The following is an 18,811-nucleotide window of genomic DNA, read 5'->3' as shown; positions in this document are numbered from 1 at the left end:
TTAAACTTTTTCATCAAGAAATATGCCAGACTTTAAGTCAACATCTTGTCTCAGCTCTTTAATTTTCTGAGCTAACTTCACAAGATCTTCGGATGGAAACTGCTTAATTAACTCCTTACTATCTGAGTCAAATACTTTAATCACTGTTTTCTCAGACTTTTCATCCATTGAAAAATTCACATTACGATTATACATGTTCATAAATTGTGAGATTTCTTCAAACGCTTGCTCTAACTCCTCAACTGATTCTTCAGTTGACTTTTCAACTTGAGCTTCTTGTACATTTTTAAGCGCTTTATTTTCATTTGACTCTGTCTTTGCAACATTTGTTTCTGCACTTATTCGCTCTTTATCAGCATCGCTTTCATTATTCGATTTAAAAGTATTTGATGCCATTTCAGAGAACTGGTTAGTGAGCGGATTCTCTAATGATACTGGCTTAACCATAACTTACTCCTACTAATTTATAAAACAAAATGGCACCGAGTAGAATGCCATTGTATATTTTATGAATTAACTTATCACTATTATAACAATGACAGCGCTATTTGGGGCTGTTGGTTTGCCTGCGCTAACATAGAGCTTGACGCTTGTTGTAATACTGAGCTTCTTGCAAGTTTAGCAGTTTCTGCGGCAAAGTCAGTATCTTCAATACGCGAGCGTGATGCCGATACGTTTTCTGAAGTTATGTCGTTACTGCGAATAATTGATGAGAAACGGTTTTGTTTTGCACCTAAATCTGCACGTACGCCATTTACTGTTTTTAAAGCAGTATCAATAGCAGCTATTTGCGCTTGAGCTTTACTGAAATTTGAAACGCCAACATTGGCACTAACACCACCAGCACTTAAATCTGCACTAATCGCAATAGTAATTAATTGACCTTTATTGGCACCGATTTGGAACGCTTCTTGATAAGAAGTATCCAGTAGTTTAACACCACCAAATTCAGTATCTTTTGATATACGTGTTAATTCTGATGCTAACTCTGTAAATTCAGCATTCAATGCTAAGCGATCATCATCGTTATTTGAACCATTTGATGATTGTACCGCCAGTGTACGCATACGTTGTAATGCACCGGTGTATTCATCTAACGCGCCTTCAGCCGTTTGTGCTAATGAAATCGCATCATTTGCGTTACGTGAGGCTTGGTTTAAACCATTAATTTGTGCTGATAAACGACTTGAAATTTGTAATCCGGCGGCATCATCACGTGCGCTGTTAATACGTTTACCCGATGATAAACGTTGATAGTTATCTGATAAGTCATTAGTTGAGCGTGATAACTGACGTTGTGAGTTAAGTGACGCTATATTACTGTTTACGACTAAAGCCATGATAATGCTCCCAGGGGTTAAAAACCCATTCGGTTAGTTAATTCATTCGTTAGGCTCGTTTAATAACTCACCTTCTCTTTACTCTTTATCGGACAATTAAGGTTTTTCTTTAATTTATTTATTCAAAAAGTTCAAAAAACATACTAAACCATTAATAAGCATACTATTAAAACAAGTAATAACTTATAAAAATGGCACTCAATAGAGTGCCATTTGGTTATTATTTACTAAGCGACGTTACTATAACAATGACAGCGCTATCTGAGGTTGCTGATTAGCCTGCGCTAGCATTGAGCTTGATGCCTGTTGCAACACTGAACTTCTTGCAAGTTTAGCAGTTTCTGCGGCAAAGTCAGTATCCTCAATACGCGAGCGTGAAGCTGATACGTTTTCTGAGGTAATGTCGTTACTGCGTATAATTGACGAGAAGCGGTTTTGTTTCGCACCTAAATCAGCACGTACGCCATTCACCGTTTTAAGTGCTGCGTCAATTTTGGTAAGCATTGATTGCGCACCAGTAAAAGTAGCTACGCCTCCAGCAACACTTTGAGCACCGGCTGTTAAATCTTTACTAATTTCAATAGTAATTAACTGGCCTTTATTTGCACCAATTTGAAAGGCTTCTTTATAGTTGCTATCAAGTAATTTAACACCACCAAACTCTGTATCACTTGAAATACGCGTTAACTCGTTAGTTAACTCTGTGTATTCTGCATTAAGTGCCGCGCGGTCAGAGGTGTTATTAGAGCCATTTGACGCTTGTACTGCCAACGTACGCATACGTTGTAATGCACCGGTGTATTCATCTAACGCGCCTTCAGCCGTTTGTGCTAATGAAATCGCATCATTTGCGTTACGTGATGCTTGGTTTAAACCATTAATTTGTGCTGATAAACGACTTGAAATTTGTAAGCCGGCGGCATCATCACGTGCGCTGTTAATACGTTTACCTGATGATAAACGTTGATAGTTATCTGACAAGTCGTTAGTCGAACGTGATAACTGACGTTGTGAGTTAAGTGATGCGATATTACTATTTACAACTAAAGCCATGATAATGCTCCCAAGGGGTCTATACCCACTCTATTTAATTACTCAATGAGTTTGATTAGCTCATCTTCTCTTAAATACGTTATCGGTCAGATAAGTTTTTTCTTTAGCTTTTTTATAAAAAAAATTCAAATATCACATTTTCTCTTTCTTATAACAAAAAAAAGCACCTAGGTAGGTGCTTATATTGTTTTACTTTATCACTGTTATAACAACGACAACGCTATCTGGGGTTGCTGATTAGCCTGCGCTAGCATTGAGCTTGATGCCTGTTGCAACACTGAGCTTCTTGCAAGTTTTGCTGTTTCTGCGGCAAAGTCAGTATCCTCTATACGTGAGCGTGAAGCTGATACGTTTTCTGAGGTAATGTCGTTACTACGTATAATTGACGAGAAACGGTTTTGTTTCGCACCTAAATCGGCGCGTACGCCATTTACCGTTTTTAGTGCTGCATCAATTTTAGTAATTACCGACTGAGCTTTAGTAAAGGTTGAAACCCCTTGTTTAACACTTACACCACCCGCACTTAGCTTTTTACTGATAGTAATAGTGATTAACTGCCCTTTATTGGCACCAATTTGGAATGCTTCTTGATAACCAGCATTTAATAACTTAACACCACCAAATTCAGTGTCATCTGAAATTCGCGTCAATTCTGCGGTTAACTCTGTGTATTCGGCATTAAGTGCCGCACGGTCAGCAGTGTTATTTGAGCCGTTTGATGACTGTACCGCCAACGTACGCATACGTTGCAACGCACCTGTGTATTCATCTAACGCACCTTCAGCCGTTTGAGCTAATGAAATTGCGTCATTAGCGTTACGTGACGCTTGGTTTAGGCCATTGATTTGTGCTGATAAACGACTTGAAATTTGTAGACCCGCTGCATCATCACGTGCGCTGTTAATACGCTTACCTGATGATAAACGTTGATAGTTATCTGATAAGTCGTTCGTCGAACGTGATAACTGACGCTGTGAGTTAAGTGATGCGATATTACTATTTACGACTAAAGCCATGATAATGCTCCCAGGGCTACATACCCATTCGGTTAGTTTAAGCTATAAGGCTCGTTTTACAACTCACCCTGTAATGAAAACGTTATCGGACAATAAAAATATTTCTTTAATCTTTTTTTTAAATTTTAAATAACTTGTACCTAAAGGTATAAATAAAATTGTTCAAGTAAATATAAGACAATGTTTTATCGACGATTAAAAACAAAAAAACCTCAAAAGAGGTTTTTTAAAAATACAGCGTCAATAATTAATTATTGTAATAGCTGTAACGCTATTTGAGGCTGTTGGTTTGCCTGTGCCAACATTGAACTAGATGCTTGCTGTAACACGGTAGAGCGTGCTAGCTTAGCTGTTTCAGCTGCATAGTCAGTATCTTCAATTCTAGAACGAGATGCTGAAACATTTTCGGCTGTATTATCATTACTGCGAATAACAGAAGAAAAACGGTTTTGCTTGGCACCTAAATCTGCGCGCACACTATTAACGGTTTTTAAGGCTGTATCTATTTTAGCTAAAACCGACTGGGCTTTAGTAAATGTTGAAACACCTTGCGAAACACTTACCCCGCCAGCAGATAAATTAGCACTTATCGTTATGGTAATTAACTGCCCCTTATTAGCACCAATTTGGAAAGCTTCTTGATAACTACTATCAAGTAGTTTAACGCCACCAAACTCAGTATCTGTACTGATCCGTGTTAGCTCTACAGATAACTCTTGGAATTCAGCATTCAATGCTGCACGGTCACTGGTGTTGTTAGAGCCATTAGACGATTGAACAGCTAGAGTACGCATACGGTGTAATGCATTAGTGTACTCGTCAAGCGCACCTTCAGCCGTTTGCGCTAATGAAATACCGTCATTGGCATTTCGCGAAGCTTGATTTAAACCATTAATTTGTGCCGTTAAACGACTCGAAATTTGTAAACCAGCTGCATCATCTTTTGCACTATTAATACGCTTGCCCGAAGATAAACGCTGATAATTTTCGCCTAATTCATTAGTTGAACGGTTCAACTGACGTTGAGCATTCAATGATGATATATTACTATTTACTACTAAAGCCATTGCTATCACTCCTAAGTTATAGGGTGTGGTTCAAATCCTGATAACAATCGTTACTTAAGAACCACTACTAAATGTTATTACTACTCACTTTTAAAAGCATAGTTCGTGCCAGCTTTTAATTTATAAGTAATTAAATAAGCTCAACCCCTTAATTTGAACAAAGGTTTGTTGGGCTGCTTGTAGTGCAACTTTAGACTGTTCAAACGTTGATATTGCTTTTGCGAAATCTAAATCTTCAATATTAGAACGGCCAGAAGCCAAGCTTAATGAGGCTTCTGCGTGACTATTGCCTTGAGTTTCAATTAGTTTTAAACGCACACCCGCTTCAGTTCGTCGTGATGTCATGTGATTTAACGCTTCATTTAATTGTGTTAAAACATCACCATAATTAACATTATGCTGAATGGGGTCTACTGGCGATGCGCCAACATTCATCCAATCTATTGACGCTTTAATAGTGTCAAAAATACTGATACTTTCAGTTGGCGTGATATCAAATTCATCACCCGGCAATGGGTTGCCGCTTAATTCCACCTCCATTCCATTAAAGGCAACGGTTTGCCCGGCAGTATATGTTGTGGTATTGAAGACAACTGCACCATTACCATCGGTGACAGTTAAATCAGTAGTAGATGTAAATAAAAACTTATAATCAGGGGGATTAGTGGCCGGATCGTAGGTACTTGGAGTTGCAATTACTGCACGATTAAGGGCAACACCTGAGGTATTATTAATATAATTTGCTGTAAAGTCACCAATTGAATTAGCCACTTTTGAGAATGCATCGTCACCGGGTTGGTTAGTTTCAACCATCACATTTTTTGCTATTTGCAGCTCTCTAGTTCCATTGTCTCCTAAATAAGTAACATTGTTACCAGGATGTATAGCAAATGGCTTCTGATCTATCTGGTAACCAGCAAAAATATAGCCGCCGGTTTCATCTTTACTATTCGCAATATCAAGCATTTGATTTAGGCTATTGGTAGCAAGTTCAGCTAATGACTTTAGATCTGAGTCAGATAACGTACCGTTATTAGCATTTATAAATAGTGTTTTTAATTCCTGCATTAAACTTTCAGCGTTAGCAAATGATGTCTCTTGTAAGCTATTGCGGTTTTCAGCTTGTGTAATATTTCGTTGATACTTATCAATGTTGGTTAATTCATCTTTGTAGCCAGATAACGTACCAAAGCTAACAGGGTCATCTTTTGCAGTAAGCACTCGCTTACCAGATGAAATGTATTTCATTTGATCATTTAACGTCGATTGCTTATCACTTAATTGACGGCTATTTTGAAAATAAAATTGTTGTGTAGAAACTCTCATCGATAACTCCTATCGAACCGCATTCAATAATGTGTCAAATATAGTATTAGCTGTAGATATAATTTGAGAAGATGCTTGATATGCCTGTTGAAATTTCAACATATTGGCAGCTTCTTCATCTAAGTTAACCCCTGATATTTCTTGGTTGCGATTAAACGCTTGGGTATATAGTGCATCTGCTGTTGTAGCAACTAACTCCGCAGATTTAGCTTTTGAGCCAACACCAGCGATAGAAATTGCCATCCCTTGTCCAAAGGTTTCTTTACCACCATTGATAACGCCTTTTTCTTGCGTTAATCCAATAGCAACAGCATTAGCACCATTACCTATACCAAACGCATCAACGATATTGTAAGTTTCACGCGCTAGCGGACCTTGGCCAACAGGGTCTCCGCCAATTTCAATTTGAAAGGCTGGGCCTGCTGGTAAAGGTGGTAAATCGATCAACGCACTAGCACCAGCTGCAAATGTACCTGTAGCAATTGTAGGCGCTGGCGGCGGGTTACCAGAATCGTAAACCCTATATGCATATGTACCTGGAGCACTTTCATAAACGTCTACCGTTAAACCAGCATTAAGTGTCGCTGTATAGTTACGCGCTGCTACTGGATCATAAACTTCCGATACTTTCAGGTAGCCATCGCTAATATTATTTTCTGACGGTTTTACTTCAACTGAAGAGCTTGCAGCTATCCCTAGCTCACTCGTAAGCGTAACTTTCATTAAAGCTGCACTATTTTGGCCTGGCCTTACAATAAAAACGTCATCAGCTACCGGAGCACCCGAATCAATTACAAAGTCAAAGCCTTCTCCTGAGTCATAACGATTAGGAGGTGAAAGTGTTAACACAGTACTAGACATAGTATTCATGTTGGTCATAACGTAATTAGTACCATCGTATTTAACTTGATACTCGTCAGTTGTTAACAAGCTTACATCGGTAATTTCAACGCTGGCAGCGACCGTTCCATTATTTTTAGTTGGTGCCATTACTCGCCCTTCCATCAGGGCTGTAGTATTTATATCGGTAAAAAAGTTAAGACCCTGCTGTTCATTTAAGTCTAGGCCAGCCTGTTGCGCAGAGTTTAAGGTATGTGAAATTGCTAAGGCCAAGCGATCAATACCCGCGCGGGTTTGTGCTAAGTGTTCATCTCTAAATTCCATTTTTGCAGCAAGAGAGCCACCTAAAACAGCGCCATTTAATGCTACCGTGCTATTAGGGCCTGAAAGTTGTAATTGAGTTTTTAATGGGTCTGGATCTCCAGCACGAACACTAACGGTTAAAGGCGTAATACCAGCAACTAAGGTCGCACCGCTGCCAATCATTACGGTCATTACACCATTTTGGTCTTCAATAGCAGTAACATTGGTGTACTCACCTAGCTCATGAATAAGTTGATCGCGTTTATCTAAAATCTCATTAGGCTGGCCATTAACAGTGAGTCCTTTGCCTGTAAGTACCTGCTCATTAATTTTCGCTAATTCTTGGGAGATTTTAGAGATTTTAGAGACCATTTGTTCTATTTCACCATTAGCTGACTTTTCAAGTTGATCAAAGTTTTCACTTAACGATCGAAAGTCACTAGCAAGTATATTTGCTTGGCTTAAGGCAATGCTCCTTAGCCCTAAATCACTTGGATTGTCTGCTATACCATTAATGGTTTGATAAAAACTGTCAATTCCGTTTACCACAGAAGTGCCCGAAAAGCTCATCACTTGATTAAGATGATTTAAATCTTTATGTAAGGTGTCTGCATTACCTAAATTACTTTGGTTGAATAGTTGCTCTTTATAGGCAAATTTATCGTAAATTCTGACAATATCATTTACGTAAGTGCCAGAGCCTATGTAGTTTCCACCACTATTGTGGCCTAGTAACGCATTCTGTTCAGCGCGCTGGCGGTTGTAGCCTTCAGTATTTACATTGGCAATATTATTGCCTGTGGTTGCCAACTGCTGTTGAGCAGCTAGAAGCCCACTTACACCCGTTTGATATAAACTTACTGACATGACTTACACTCCTACAAGCGCACCTAAAGTAACTAACTGATTAAATTTATTATTTATTAATTAGGCTGGTTACGGTACGAAGTGTCCCAAGTATTTTATTGGCATATTCAGGATCGGTTGCATAACCAGCACCCTGTAAACCTTGCAAAAACTGTTCCACATTACCTACTTGCTTTAATGCAGCTTGATATCGGTCGCCCGATGAAAGGAAGTTAATATAGTCGTTAACACTATCTTGGATAGACTGATAAACGCGAAAGGGTTCACGTTTTTTTACCATTGCGCCATTTTCAAACTCTAAGGTTTCTTTATGAGTTTTATCGCCTTGCCAGCGCTTATCGGCTTTTATATTAAACAGGTTATTTGAGCTTTCACCATCACCTGTTTTAATGATTTTCTTGCCCCAACCAGTTTCTAATGCAGCTTGTGCAATAACAACTTCGAAAGGTACCTTTAATCGTTCTTGCACTTGTTTAGCGGGTTCAATAAGTGCTGTTACAAAGTCTTTAGGCTCAGCAAAGGTTTGGGACGTTATTGCTGGTATTCGTTGCGTTAAGGTATAAGTTTCGTTGAAACGATTGTCAGTACTTTGACGCTCTTTTGCTTGTTCCAATAAGTTAGCTTTCATTTTCGCTAATTCAGCTGGGCTAGTGTCAAATCGTAATACGCTGCTCGGGGTAAAGTTTTCACTATCGCCTCCTAACTGACGAACAATTAACTCAGACAAGCCTAACGAACCATTATTAGACATCTCTAACGCCATTTGTTGATCATGCATATCACGATAAAATTTAGTTGACTCTGAGTTAAACGGGCTGTCCGATTCAAGAACATCCTGCGCACTTCGCATACTTTTGAGCAGCATTTGCATAAAGATAGCTTCAAATTGTTTTGCCGCTGAATTTAGTGCTTCTTCTTTGCTCGTTTTGTCACTCGCATTAGATTGTCGACGAATATCATTTAAGCCATTAACATCTAAGAAGTTTTGTGCATCTGCTATACGTGTGCTCATAGTAGTATCTAGTCATTAAATAATGACTAGATCTCCTCGTAATGCACCCGCCTGCTCTAATGCTTCAAGTATTGCCATAACATCACCTGGACCTGCGCCAACATCGTTAATAGCCTTCACTAACGTATCTAAGGTAACCCCAGGATCGAATACAAACATACGTGAATCGTCTTTTCTAACATCAACGATTGATTGCGTGGTAGTTGCGGTTACGCCATCAGAAAATGCGTCGGGTTGATTAATAGACTCAGTTTCATTAATAGTAACGGTAATGCCACCATGGGTAATCGCTGCAGGTAATAAACGTACTTCAGAACCTATAACAATGGTGCCTGTACGCGAGTTAACTATTATTTTCGCTGATGGGGTATCAGGTTCAAACTCTAAATTTTCAAGTGTGGATAAAAAGCTTACTCGGTCAGCTGCGTCTCTAGGTGCATTAACTCGAACTGACGTTGCATCTATCGCACGAGCTGAGCCTGCGATAAAATCATTGATTGCATCTGACAAACGTTTTGCCGTAGTAAAGTCTGAATTTTTTAAATTAAAAGTTATGTAATCACCACTCGAAAATGGTGATTGTACTTCTCGCTCGACTATTGCGCCATTGGCAATACGTCCAACCGTAGGTGTATTTATCACAACACTAGAGCCATCTAAGCCGCCAGCACCTAAGCCACTTACAACTACGCTACCTTGTGCAACTGCATAAGCATTTCCATCAAGCCCCATTAATATGGTTTGAAGTAACGTGCCACCGCGTAAACTTTGTGCACTACCCATTGAAGAAACAGTAATATCTATGGTTTGCCCTGGCTTACTAAATGCAGGAAGCTCGGCATGAACAGCGACTGCTGCCACATTTTTAATTTTCGGCTTTAGGTTTGCAGGCATTGTAATACCGAAGTTACTTAACATAGTTTTAAAGCTTTGCTCTGTAAATGGGCTTTGCTCGCCGGTACCTGGTAGACCAACAACAAGTCCGTAACCAATTAGTTGGTTCGCTCTCACACCTGCTACATCGGCAAGATCTTTAATACGTTGCCCATTAGCTAATTGACTCGTTAGCAATAAGCATGTACCAATAAGTATACTATTAAATAATTTCATCTTATTACCTACCTCATAGCACACTTAAAGTGGCCACCAAGAGCTGTTGAAAAATTTTGATAACCAACCTTGCTCATTAACCTCAGCAAAGCTACCAGTACCAGAATATTGAATACGTGCATTAGCTACTTTATTAGACACTATGGTGTTATTCGAGCTAATATCTTGTGCTCTAATAATGCCCGTTAAGCGAATGTATTCATCACCGCTATTTAGGGTCATCCATTTTTCGCCGCGGATCATCAGGTTACCGTTTGGAAGCACCCTTAAAACATGCACTGAAATATTACCGCTTAAGCTATTGCCTTGATCGGCTTTAGAATCACCTTTAAAATTCGAGCTTTGATTTAGACCAAACTGAATAGCATCATCTTTAAAATTAATCGCGGCACCGCCTAAACCAATGATAGGGTCTAAATTCGCTGAATTATCTTTTTTCAATTCTGTTTTAGCATTTTTCTTCGCTTGCGTACTTTCATTCAAAATAACTGAAATAATATCGCCAACTCGATGGGCTTTAGAGTCAGAATAAATATTATTAACATAGTTAGGTTTAAATAAAGATCCTGTAGGTATAATCGACTCTTCTTCCATTTCAGGTAAAATTGGCGCAAAATCAGGATCATTCGGTAGTATTTGTGCCTGTTCTGTACTTGCACACCCCGTTAACGTCATCCATACGATTATTACTAATATTGTATATTTCATTTGACGCTCCTCAACTCTTTAAAGTTGCTGATTGATATAACTAAGCATTTGGTCAACCGCTGAAATAACCTTAGAGTTCATTTCATACACCCGTTGACTTTCAATTAGGTTTACCAACTCTTCTGTTGTATTTACATTAGAAGTTTCCAACATGCCTTGTTGCAGCATGCCAAAACCTTCTAAACCAGGTATCCCTTCTTGTGGTGCGCCACTTACCGCTGACTCTACATACAAATTCTGACCGACCGGCTGTAAACCTGTTGGGTTAACGAAGTTGATGGTATTAATTTGACCTACAACTGCCGGTTCAGGCTGCCCCGCTAAACTAACTGAGACCTCACCATCTTGTGAAATAGTGACTTGCTGAGCATCTTCAGGAATGGTTATTTGTGGTTGCAGCATATAGCCTGCACCTGAAGTAACCATGTTACCTTCTGCGTCACGAGTAAATTGACCATTTCTAGAATACGCTGAAGTACCATCTGGCATCAAAATCTCAAAGAAACCGTCCCCTTGGATTGATAAATCTAATGCGTTATCAGTGGTTAATACATCACCTTGTGAATGGATTTTTTGTGTAGCTACCACTTTTGTACCTGTACCTAACATTAGTCCTGACGGTAGTGCAGTATCTTGTGCACTTCGGCCACCCGGTTGGTTAATATTTTGATAAAGTAAATCTTCAAAAACAGCCCTACTTTTTTTAAAGCCTATCGTACTAGCATTGGCTAGATTGTTAGAAATTACCGCAATATCTTTGGTTTGCGCATCTAAGCCTGTTTTACTGATCCATAATGCTGGGTTCATAAGTCACCTCAATAATTAGTTTAGAAAGCTCGCAACAATGACCCAGCAGCTGAGTCATTTTCTTCGGCGGTTTTCATAAGTTTTAATTGCATTTCAAACTGACGCTGTAAAGCGATCATGTCAGTCACCTCACCAATAGGGTTTACGTTACTCGATTCTAGTGCACCACTCACCACACCTACGTTAATGTCAGCTTCAGCTATTGCTCCGCTTTTAAGCCTAAATAAACCGTCATTTCCTTTAGCCATTAAACGATTATCAGGATTCACTAACTTAATACGGCCAACTTCTTCTTGAACTGTAGCTGGCGCGCCTTCGGGGCGGACTGTAATAGTTCCGTCGCGTGAAATAGTGATATTATTAACAGGTAACGGAATGGTTATTGGCCCGTTCTCACCAATAACTGGATGACCATTACTGGTTTCTAACATACCTTCTGGTGATAATTTTAATTGCCCAAATCGTGTATAAGCTTCGTCATCATTACCTACTTGCCCTAACTGCTGAGCATTTTGATTTCCAGTATTGGGTGATGGACCTGCAGCTTGAACCGCAATCCAGCCATTACCTTCTACTGCTATGTCTAAATCTCTGCCTGTTGTTAAAAGTGCACCACTGTCAAAGTTTTGGCTGGCGCGCTCAGTCATTGAAAACACTCGCGAAGGTAACCCTTCACCAAATGCTTGCATTGCTCGAGCCTGTGCCATGTCCTGCTTAAAGCCAGTAGTTTTAGCGTTTGCTAAATTATTGGCATTCACCGATAAGGCATGCATATTTTGTTTAGCACCACTCATAGCGATATAAAGCAACTTATCCATAATGAATCCTAACAATCAATAATTAATATATTGATAAATGCAATTTAGGTGCCAATTAAGTTTGTAGAAATAGTTAATGAGTGTAAATAGGGAGGTTATACGCCATAGCAAATAAAAAAGCCCCTGCAACTCTGTTACAGGGGCTTACTATTTTAAAGCGGTTATTAACGAATTTGTAAAATTGTTTGGTTAAGGGTGTTATTTACTTCAAGTGCTCGCGAATTTGCTTGGAAATTACGCTGCGCTGAAATAAGGTCAATTAATTCGGTAGTTAAGTTTACGTTTGACTGCTCTAACGCAGATGAGTTAATTGAACCAAAAGTACCCGATCCTGCTTCACCTGCTAATGCTTCACCAGAATTAATACTTGATTTCCACGAGGTATTACCTATTTGCTTTAACCCCTGCTCATTAGCAAAGTTAACTAACGCGATGCGCGATAATGGTGAAGATGTGCCATTACTGTAGGTTGCACGTAATAAGCCATCGATACCAATATCGATACCGGTTAAACGACCTACCGCTAAACCATCTTGCTCTAACGCCGTTACTTCAAAATTAGAAGCAAATTGTGTTGGTTCATTAGGGTTTGGCTGTAAAGGATCTAAATTAAAATCTATTTTTACATCTTGAGTTGGATCTGCACCATTTGCCAAAATACCTGCGCCTAATGCAGCTGTTTTAATTCCGCCATTTGCGGGGGTTGGTACTTGACTAACAAAATCACCTGAGCTATTGAACCTTAGTTTAGCACCACTTACACCAGCAGGAGATAATGGTCCAATAACATCACCACCAAGGATACCTGTCGGTGTATTAGTATTATCAACAATATCTACTGGCGTGCCATCTACACTCGTGAAAACAAACCATTCGTTAGGATTTGTTGCGGGGTCATCTTTAACAAAGTAATACGTCATAATATGACTATCACCCAGTGAATCAAAGATATTGACCGAAGTAGAATAGTTAAAGGTTAACGGATCACTTGGATCGAAATTTGTTGGTGCAGAAGTAAGATATGAGTCACCTGCAGGCAAGTTCATACGAATATCAACTTCTGCCGTTTTTTGTGGCGCACCTGAGGCAGTAGGTATTCTAATGGGTTCTGTAGTACTTAAGCTTACTGAGGCAGAAGTTCCGTCTGCGTTTACAGGAAAACCAAGTAAGTGTTCGCCATTAGAGTTAACCACAAAATTACTATCGTTTAATTTAAACTGGCCTGCTCGGGTATAAGTTGTTTCTAAACTGCCTAATTCAGGTACAACAGCAAAGAAACCGTTACCTGTGATTGCTAAATCAAGTGAGTTTTGCGTAAACTGAATACTGCCTTGTGAAAACTGTTGGGCAACATCAGCAGTTAAAACACCGTCGCCTACTTTGGTTTTACCTGATGATAAAAGTGACGATGCATACACATCAACAAATTCGGCACGCGACTCTTTAAAGCCTACAGTATTAACGTTCGCGATATTATTTGATGAAACATCTAAATCTTTTTGTGCTGCGTTTAATCCGCTTAATGCTATATTAAATGACATAATTACACCTCTATAAAATTCTGTTCTTTAACCATGATAATAAATCACGATAATTAACTAAGTTACCACCTAGCCTTCTGAAACCTCTACCACATCTGATAATGCCATTGATGTGCCACCATTAAGGTTTAATAAAATTTTTCCACCCGCACCTGCTAACGTTACGCTATCAACTTTGCGATAAGTCATTGCGGTAAGCTCTGATGCTTGGCCATCTACTAAGCCACCAATTCTAAAGCGGTATGCACCTGCAGCTGCCGGTTGACCGTCTGACGCCATACCATCCCAAGTAAAGGTTGACTCACCGGCTGGTACGCTACCAACTGGTACCGTTTGTATAATTTCACCCGCAACGTTTTCAACATAAATATTAACGTTACTTGCAGGCTCATCAGTCACTAACTTTCCTCTAACGTTATCACCTGAATTCATGCCAAAAACATTATCATCAACCAAGACGCTACGTCCCACTAATGAAGATGCTTGTAACGCCTGACTTGATGTCATTGAGTCGGCAAACTTGGTGAACTGATCATTAAGCGCCTGCACACCGTCTGTAGTTGAGAATGCCGTCATCTGCGAGATCATTTCATTATTATCAACCGGTTTGGTTGGGTCTTGGTGCGCTAGCTCTTTGGTCATTAACGCAAAGAAGTCAGCTTGCGTTAACATGCCTCGATTTTGCTCAGCTTCTTTTATCGGCTCTTTCTGCCAATGCAAACCGTCTAGTGGATTACTACCTGATACAGAACTCATAATAACTCCTACTTAGCGTTTAACGCTGGCCTAATAATAAAGTTTTATTCAACATGTTTTTTGCAGATTCTGCTAGTTGAATATTGGTTTGATATGACCGTGAAGCTGAGATCATATTGGTCATTTCTTCAATTACATTGACATTAGGCTTATAGATATAGCCATCTTTATCAGACATAGGATGATTAGGTGCATATTCTACGTTCAGCGGTTTGTCACTTTCGACAATGCCAAGTACTTGTACACTAACCGACTCATCTTGGCCACTAGCGGCAGCTTTTTGCATTTGAGCGGCAAATACTGGATGACGAGCTCGGTAAGTTTGGTCGATACTGCTACTAACGCTATCAGCATTAGCAATATTACTTGCGGTAGTATTAAGACGAATAGATTGAGCGCTCATACCGCTGCCGGATATATCGAATACATTAAAAAGGCTCATTTTTTATTGCCCTCCAGTGATTGCTTTCCTCAATCCCTTAATTTTGCCATTAAGAAATTGAAGGCTTGCTTGATAATTCATTGAATTTTCTAGATACAAGTTTCGTTCCACTTGTACATTTACCGTGTTACCGTCGCCAGTATCTGGTTGATCTGGCACACGATAATCAACACCATTGTTTATTGTGGTGCGTACATCAAAGTGTTTTTCGTGGGTACGTGACATGCCGCTTTGTTGCTTACTTGCCGCTTGAGCTAGTGCCGCTTTAAAGTCCATACCTTTGGCTTTATAACCAGGCGTATCAGCATTAGCAATATTACTTGCAATCACTTCTGCATTTTTTGCACGTAGTTTTAAGCTGTCAGGATGAATACCAAACGCTTTATCAAAACTTATCGCCATAAAAAAATACCTCCAAATCAATGGAAATAATCATTCAATATTTATGCCAAGGTGTTTTAGAAGTGCTTAAGATTTTTTTTGATAGATGATACCAGGGTTACAACGTACCATATCGAAGTTTTGATTAAGTCCAGATAAAGATTCTGATGCGCCAAGAAATAAATATCCATTTTTGTTAAGCACTCCATGGATTTGCGTTAAAATTTTAGATTTTATTTCAGGAGCAAAATAAATGAGCACATTACGACAAAATACAAGATCATAACGCCCCATTAAACTGTAACTATTTAATAAATTAATCTGTCGAAAACTCACCATTTTTTTGACATGATCTTTGACTTTCATCATACCGTTATCACCAGCTTCAAAAAATTGTCGTTTACGCTCAGCTGATAGCCCTCTAGATAAGGCTAAAGAATCATAGTGGGCATACTTACAATGTTCTAACATGGTGTTTGAAATATCTGTACCAACAATTTGCACTCCCCCCGAAAAAGCGCCCGGATTAGATTGCATATACTCAAGTATGGTCATGGCGATTGAATAAGGTTCTTGCCCAGAGGAGCTCGCTGCAGACCATATTTTTAATGGTGTTTTTTGTTTTGAAAATTCAGGTAACAGTTTGTTTTTTAATAATGCAAAAGGGTAATCATCACGAAACCATAATGTTTCATTTGTTGTCATAGCATCAATAACAGCGGCACGCAATTGCCGCTCCGTTGGGCTTAATGTTAATGTTACTAACATGCCTAACGAATCAACATTAAATTTAGCCATTAGCGGAGCTAAACGACTCTTTACGAGATATTGTTTGTTGTTTCCAAGCACAATACCGCATTGTTGCTCAAGAAATTCTCGAAACTGATGATAACTTTTATCGTCCAGTTCTCTTGCTGACACTATATGTTACTACCTTATTAATGTGTGACGTTTCTGAAAGCCACTAGGGTCTATATGATCTTTCACGGTTTTTTTTGTAACAGTTTGTTTGGTATTTGTACAAGACGTGGTCTGTTTCGTAGGGCTTTTCCCCGTAATCAGACGTCAACCTAGTAGAAATGACAAACAAATTTTGCCCTTTGGGTTCTTCTAAACACTCCCTTAGCCGTGTTGTTAGAAATTTACATAGAACATCTATGCTACATGACTAGCGCCTTGCTCAGAAAGTGTTTAGATTGAACAAAATTCAAGCTCGAAAGTTCAACAGATCCTAACTTAGTTGGCAATTTCATCTGCTTTAAGCCATTTTTTTACTGCCGTTGCTAATTCATCAGGATGAAATTTTGGTATAAAATCTTCAGCGCCTACTTTTTCTACCATCGCATTGTTAAATACACCACTCAGTGATGTATGCAAAATAACGGGCATTTTTCTTAGCCTTTCATTACTTTTAATTTCTGCAGTTAAGGTATACCCATCCATTTCTGGCATTTCAATATCAGAAATCAATAATGCGACTTTTTCACAAATAGAATGAGTGCAAGTTTCATCAACTTTTTTAAGTTGGTCAAGCGCATCTTGTCCATTTTTAGCTAACATCATTGTTAAACCTAAAGGCTCTAACGCCCTTTTAACCTGATTACGAGCTACTGTAGAGTCATCAGCAATCATAATTACACGCTCGCCAATACTCTCCCCTACTGTAAGGTCGGCGACCCCTTCACTAAGGTCAGTTGAAACAGGATTGATTTCATTCAAGATTTTTTCAACATCTAAAATAGAGACCATTTCATTATCAATTTCGGTGACGGCTGTCAGATAGCTAGATTTACCAGCGCCCTCTGGTGGTGGCATAATATCTTGCCAACTTAAGGTAACAATACGCTCAACGCCAGCAACTAAGAAACCTTGCACACTTCGATTATATTCAGCAATAATGACAAACGCTGTAGTCAAGTCAGTTATTTCTCTACCGCCAGTTGCTTTACTAAGATCTATAACTGAAATAGTTTGACCACGAATATGGGCAACGCCTTTTATAAATTCATCTTGCTTTGGTAGATTAGTTAAACGCGGACAAGGCATTACTTCTCTAACTTTAAATACGTTTATACCAAAACGCTGTCGTCCAACCAATTTGAACAACAAGAGCTCTAATCTATTTTGACCAACTAATTGTGTGCGTTGGTTAACTGAATCTAAAATACCTGCCATATAAACCTCTTTGGATATTGTGCTATCAATAACAGGCACAGTTCTTGATAGTACAATACTATAAACAACTAAGTGCCTTTTTTTTGACACTTAGATAATCAATATAAACGTCTAATGTTAATCATAGACGAGTATTTCAATTTCCCTAGTGTTAGATTATAAAAAATATGAGCAAATTAACGATTTTTATCACAATTTTATTCATTAGCCTGTGCCACTGTGCTTTGGTGACAGCACAAAACTATGACAGTGAAATTATAAAAAACCTAGCTAAGGCTTATGTAGAAAAAAATATAACCGCTCCCAAAAGGGGAAAAATGGTAATAACACCCGCAGATATTGATCCACGAATAATAATTAAGCCTTGTCAAACACCATTAGTCTTGAATATACCTGAAAATAATTCCAGTAGAAACGTAAACGTTAAAATATCTTGTGATGATTCAGCGTCATGGGTGCTTTACTTACCCGTTAGAATAGAAACCCAAGTTCCCGTGCTTGTACCAAATCAATCAATAGGTAAAGGTTCAATACTTGATCACTCCAATATTGTGCTCACTTACGTTGACCAGTTTGAATTACGCGGAGAGTCACTTAACAATATTGATGAAATTATTGGAGCAAAAGCTAAACGAAGACTATCTAAAGATAAACCATTAAGCCCACGAAGCTTCTGTATGGTCTGTAGAGGTGATAATGTTGAAATAATTGCTAAGTCAGAGATTTTTATGATACAAACTGAAGGTGTTGCACTTAAAGACGCTAATGTGGGTGAACAAATTAGGGTCAAAAATAACCGCTCAGGTAGAATTGTTGTAGGAACGGTGAATCCTGATCATAAAGTTATAATTAATTAGTAATTTTAACTCAAGTTTTTGCTATTATGGTCGATAAAAGGTTAGAAACTTATAACACTTGCCAATAGGATTTTATTATGGCTATAAATATCAACAACTTGTCTAACAACAGTCAAATTAAAACAAATGTTGATTTGCAATCACAAGTAAAAGAAAAGGCTGCGCAATCAACAACCTCAGTTGAACAAGCAAAGGTTGCCAATAAAGACTCAGTTTCAATAACAGCACAAGCACAAAAATTAACCGAGTTGCAAAAAAAAGCTCAGGGTGCTCCTGCTGTTGATGTCAAAAAGATTGCCGAAATGAAAAAAGCAATTGAGTCGGGCGAATATAAAGTTAACCCTGAAAAACTCGCTGCAAGCCTTGCAAAGTTTGAATTTGACTTGGTTTAA

20 protein-coding genes are annotated in these 18,811 nt (G+C 38.8%); 2 read left to right on the top strand and 18 right to left on the bottom strand.

Translation table 11 applies throughout. The features are described 5' to 3' along the window. The 18 genes from QUD79_RS03130 to QUD79_RS03045 all read right to left on the bottom strand — a co-directional run bounded on the left by QUD79_RS03130 (window position 1) and on the right by QUD79_RS03045 (window position 17,562). Window positions 1-447, bottom strand: coding sequence for a flagellar protein FlaG (locus QUD79_RS03130; protein ID WP_184426101.1), 447 nt, complete (start codon window positions 445-447; stop codon window positions 1-3). 80 nt (window positions 448-527) lie between these two features. After that, window positions 528-1,340, bottom strand: a complete 813-nt coding sequence (locus QUD79_RS03125) for a flagellin N-terminal helical domain-containing protein (protein WP_184426103.1) — start codon at window positions 1,338-1,340, stop codon at window positions 528-530. 240 nt (window positions 1,341-1,580) lie between these two features. Continuing rightward, window positions 1,581-2,393 (bottom strand): flagellin N-terminal helical domain-containing protein, encoded by an 813-nt coding sequence (locus tag QUD79_RS03120; protein ID WP_184426105.1) that lies wholly within the window; start codon window positions 2,391-2,393, stop codon window positions 1,581-1,583. Window positions 2,394-2,596: 203 nt separating this feature from the next. Further along, window positions 2,597-3,409 (bottom strand): flagellin N-terminal helical domain-containing protein, encoded by an 813-nt coding sequence (locus QUD79_RS03115; RefSeq protein ID WP_184426106.1) that lies wholly within the window; start codon window positions 3,407-3,409, stop codon window positions 2,597-2,599. Between the two features lie 251 nt (window positions 3,410-3,660). Then, window positions 3,661-4,476, bottom strand: a complete 816-nt coding sequence (locus tag QUD79_RS03110; RefSeq protein ID WP_184426108.1) for a flagellin N-terminal helical domain-containing protein — start codon at window positions 4,474-4,476, stop codon at window positions 3,661-3,663. Between the two features lie 120 nt (window positions 4,477-4,596). Next, on the bottom strand, window positions 4,597-5,802 hold the full coding sequence (gene flgL / locus QUD79_RS03105) for a flagellar hook-associated protein FlgL (RefSeq protein WP_184426109.1): 1,206 nt from the start codon (window positions 5,800-5,802) through the stop codon (window positions 4,597-4,599). A gap of 9 nt (window positions 5,803-5,811) precedes the next feature. After that, complete coding sequence (flgK, locus tag QUD79_RS03100) at window positions 5,812-7,812, bottom strand: flagellar hook-associated protein FlgK (protein WP_184426111.1); 2,001 nt, start codon at window positions 7,810-7,812, stop codon at window positions 5,812-5,814. Between the two features lie 49 nt (window positions 7,813-7,861). After that, a complete protein-coding gene (flgJ, locus tag QUD79_RS03095; protein ID WP_184426113.1) occupies window positions 7,862-8,824 on the bottom strand; it encodes a flagellar assembly peptidoglycan hydrolase FlgJ in 963 nt (320 codons plus the stop codon). 15 nt (window positions 8,825-8,839) lie between these two features. Further along, window positions 8,840-9,934, bottom strand: a complete 1,095-nt coding sequence (locus QUD79_RS03090) for a flagellar basal body P-ring protein FlgI (protein ID WP_184426115.1) — start codon at window positions 9,932-9,934, stop codon at window positions 8,840-8,842. 24 nt (window positions 9,935-9,958) lie between these two features. Next, complete coding sequence (flgH, locus tag QUD79_RS03085) at window positions 9,959-10,642, bottom strand: flagellar basal body L-ring protein FlgH (RefSeq protein ID WP_184426117.1); 684 nt, start codon at window positions 10,640-10,642, stop codon at window positions 9,959-9,961. Between the two features lie 18 nt (window positions 10,643-10,660). Further along, a complete protein-coding gene (flgG, locus tag QUD79_RS03080; RefSeq protein WP_184426119.1) occupies window positions 10,661-11,449 on the bottom strand; it encodes a flagellar basal-body rod protein FlgG in 789 nt (262 codons plus the stop codon). A gap of 20 nt (window positions 11,450-11,469) precedes the next feature. After that, entirely contained in the window at window positions 11,470-12,267 is a 798-nt protein-coding gene (locus QUD79_RS03075) for a flagellar basal body rod protein FlgF (protein WP_184426121.1), read from the bottom strand. Window positions 12,268-12,431: 164 nt separating this feature from the next. Further along, entirely contained in the window at window positions 12,432-13,808 is a 1,377-nt protein-coding gene (gene flgE / locus QUD79_RS03070) for a flagellar hook protein FlgE (RefSeq protein ID WP_184426123.1), read from the bottom strand. A 69-nt stretch (window positions 13,809-13,877) separates the two neighbouring features. After that, window positions 13,878-14,564 (bottom strand): flagellar hook assembly protein FlgD, encoded by a 687-nt coding sequence (locus tag QUD79_RS03065; protein WP_184426125.1) that lies wholly within the window; start codon window positions 14,562-14,564, stop codon window positions 13,878-13,880. 19 nt (window positions 14,565-14,583) lie between these two features. Further along, on the bottom strand, window positions 14,584-15,006 hold the full coding sequence (gene flgC, locus QUD79_RS03060) for a flagellar basal body rod protein FlgC (protein WP_184426127.1): 423 nt from the start codon (window positions 15,004-15,006) through the stop codon (window positions 14,584-14,586). 3 nt (window positions 15,007-15,009) lie between these two features. Next, window positions 15,010-15,408, bottom strand: a complete 399-nt coding sequence (flgB, locus tag QUD79_RS03055) for a flagellar basal body rod protein FlgB (protein WP_184426129.1) — start codon at window positions 15,406-15,408, stop codon at window positions 15,010-15,012. Window positions 15,409-15,474: 66 nt separating this feature from the next. After that, on the bottom strand, window positions 15,475-16,308 hold the full coding sequence (locus QUD79_RS03050) for a CheR family methyltransferase (protein ID WP_184426131.1): 834 nt from the start codon (window positions 16,306-16,308) through the stop codon (window positions 15,475-15,477). Window positions 16,309-16,623: 315 nt separating this feature from the next. Then, window positions 16,624-17,562, bottom strand: a complete 939-nt coding sequence (locus QUD79_RS03045) for a chemotaxis protein (RefSeq protein WP_184426133.1) — start codon at window positions 17,560-17,562, stop codon at window positions 16,624-16,626. 167 nt (window positions 17,563-17,729) lie between these two features. Between QUD79_RS03045 and flgA the strand changes: the two genes are divergently transcribed. Then, window positions 17,730-18,419 carry a flagellar basal body P-ring formation chaperone FlgA gene (gene flgA / locus QUD79_RS03040; protein WP_184426135.1) on the top strand — a complete coding sequence of 230 codons (690 nt, stop codon included), beginning with the start codon at window positions 17,730-17,732 and terminating at the stop codon, window positions 18,417-18,419. Window positions 18,420-18,496: 77 nt separating this feature from the next. Continuing rightward, on the top strand, window positions 18,497-18,811 hold the full coding sequence (flgM, locus tag QUD79_RS03035) for a flagellar biosynthesis anti-sigma factor FlgM (RefSeq protein WP_184426137.1): 315 nt from the start codon (window positions 18,497-18,499) through the stop codon (window positions 18,809-18,811).

The sequence above is a fragment of the Thalassotalea piscium genome (assembly GCF_030295935.1).
GTDB lineage: Bacteria > Pseudomonadota > Gammaproteobacteria > Enterobacterales > Alteromonadaceae > Thalassotalea_B > Thalassotalea_B piscium.
Note: the sequence above shows the minus strand (reverse complement) of the source record. Positions and strands in the feature narration are given on the sequence as shown.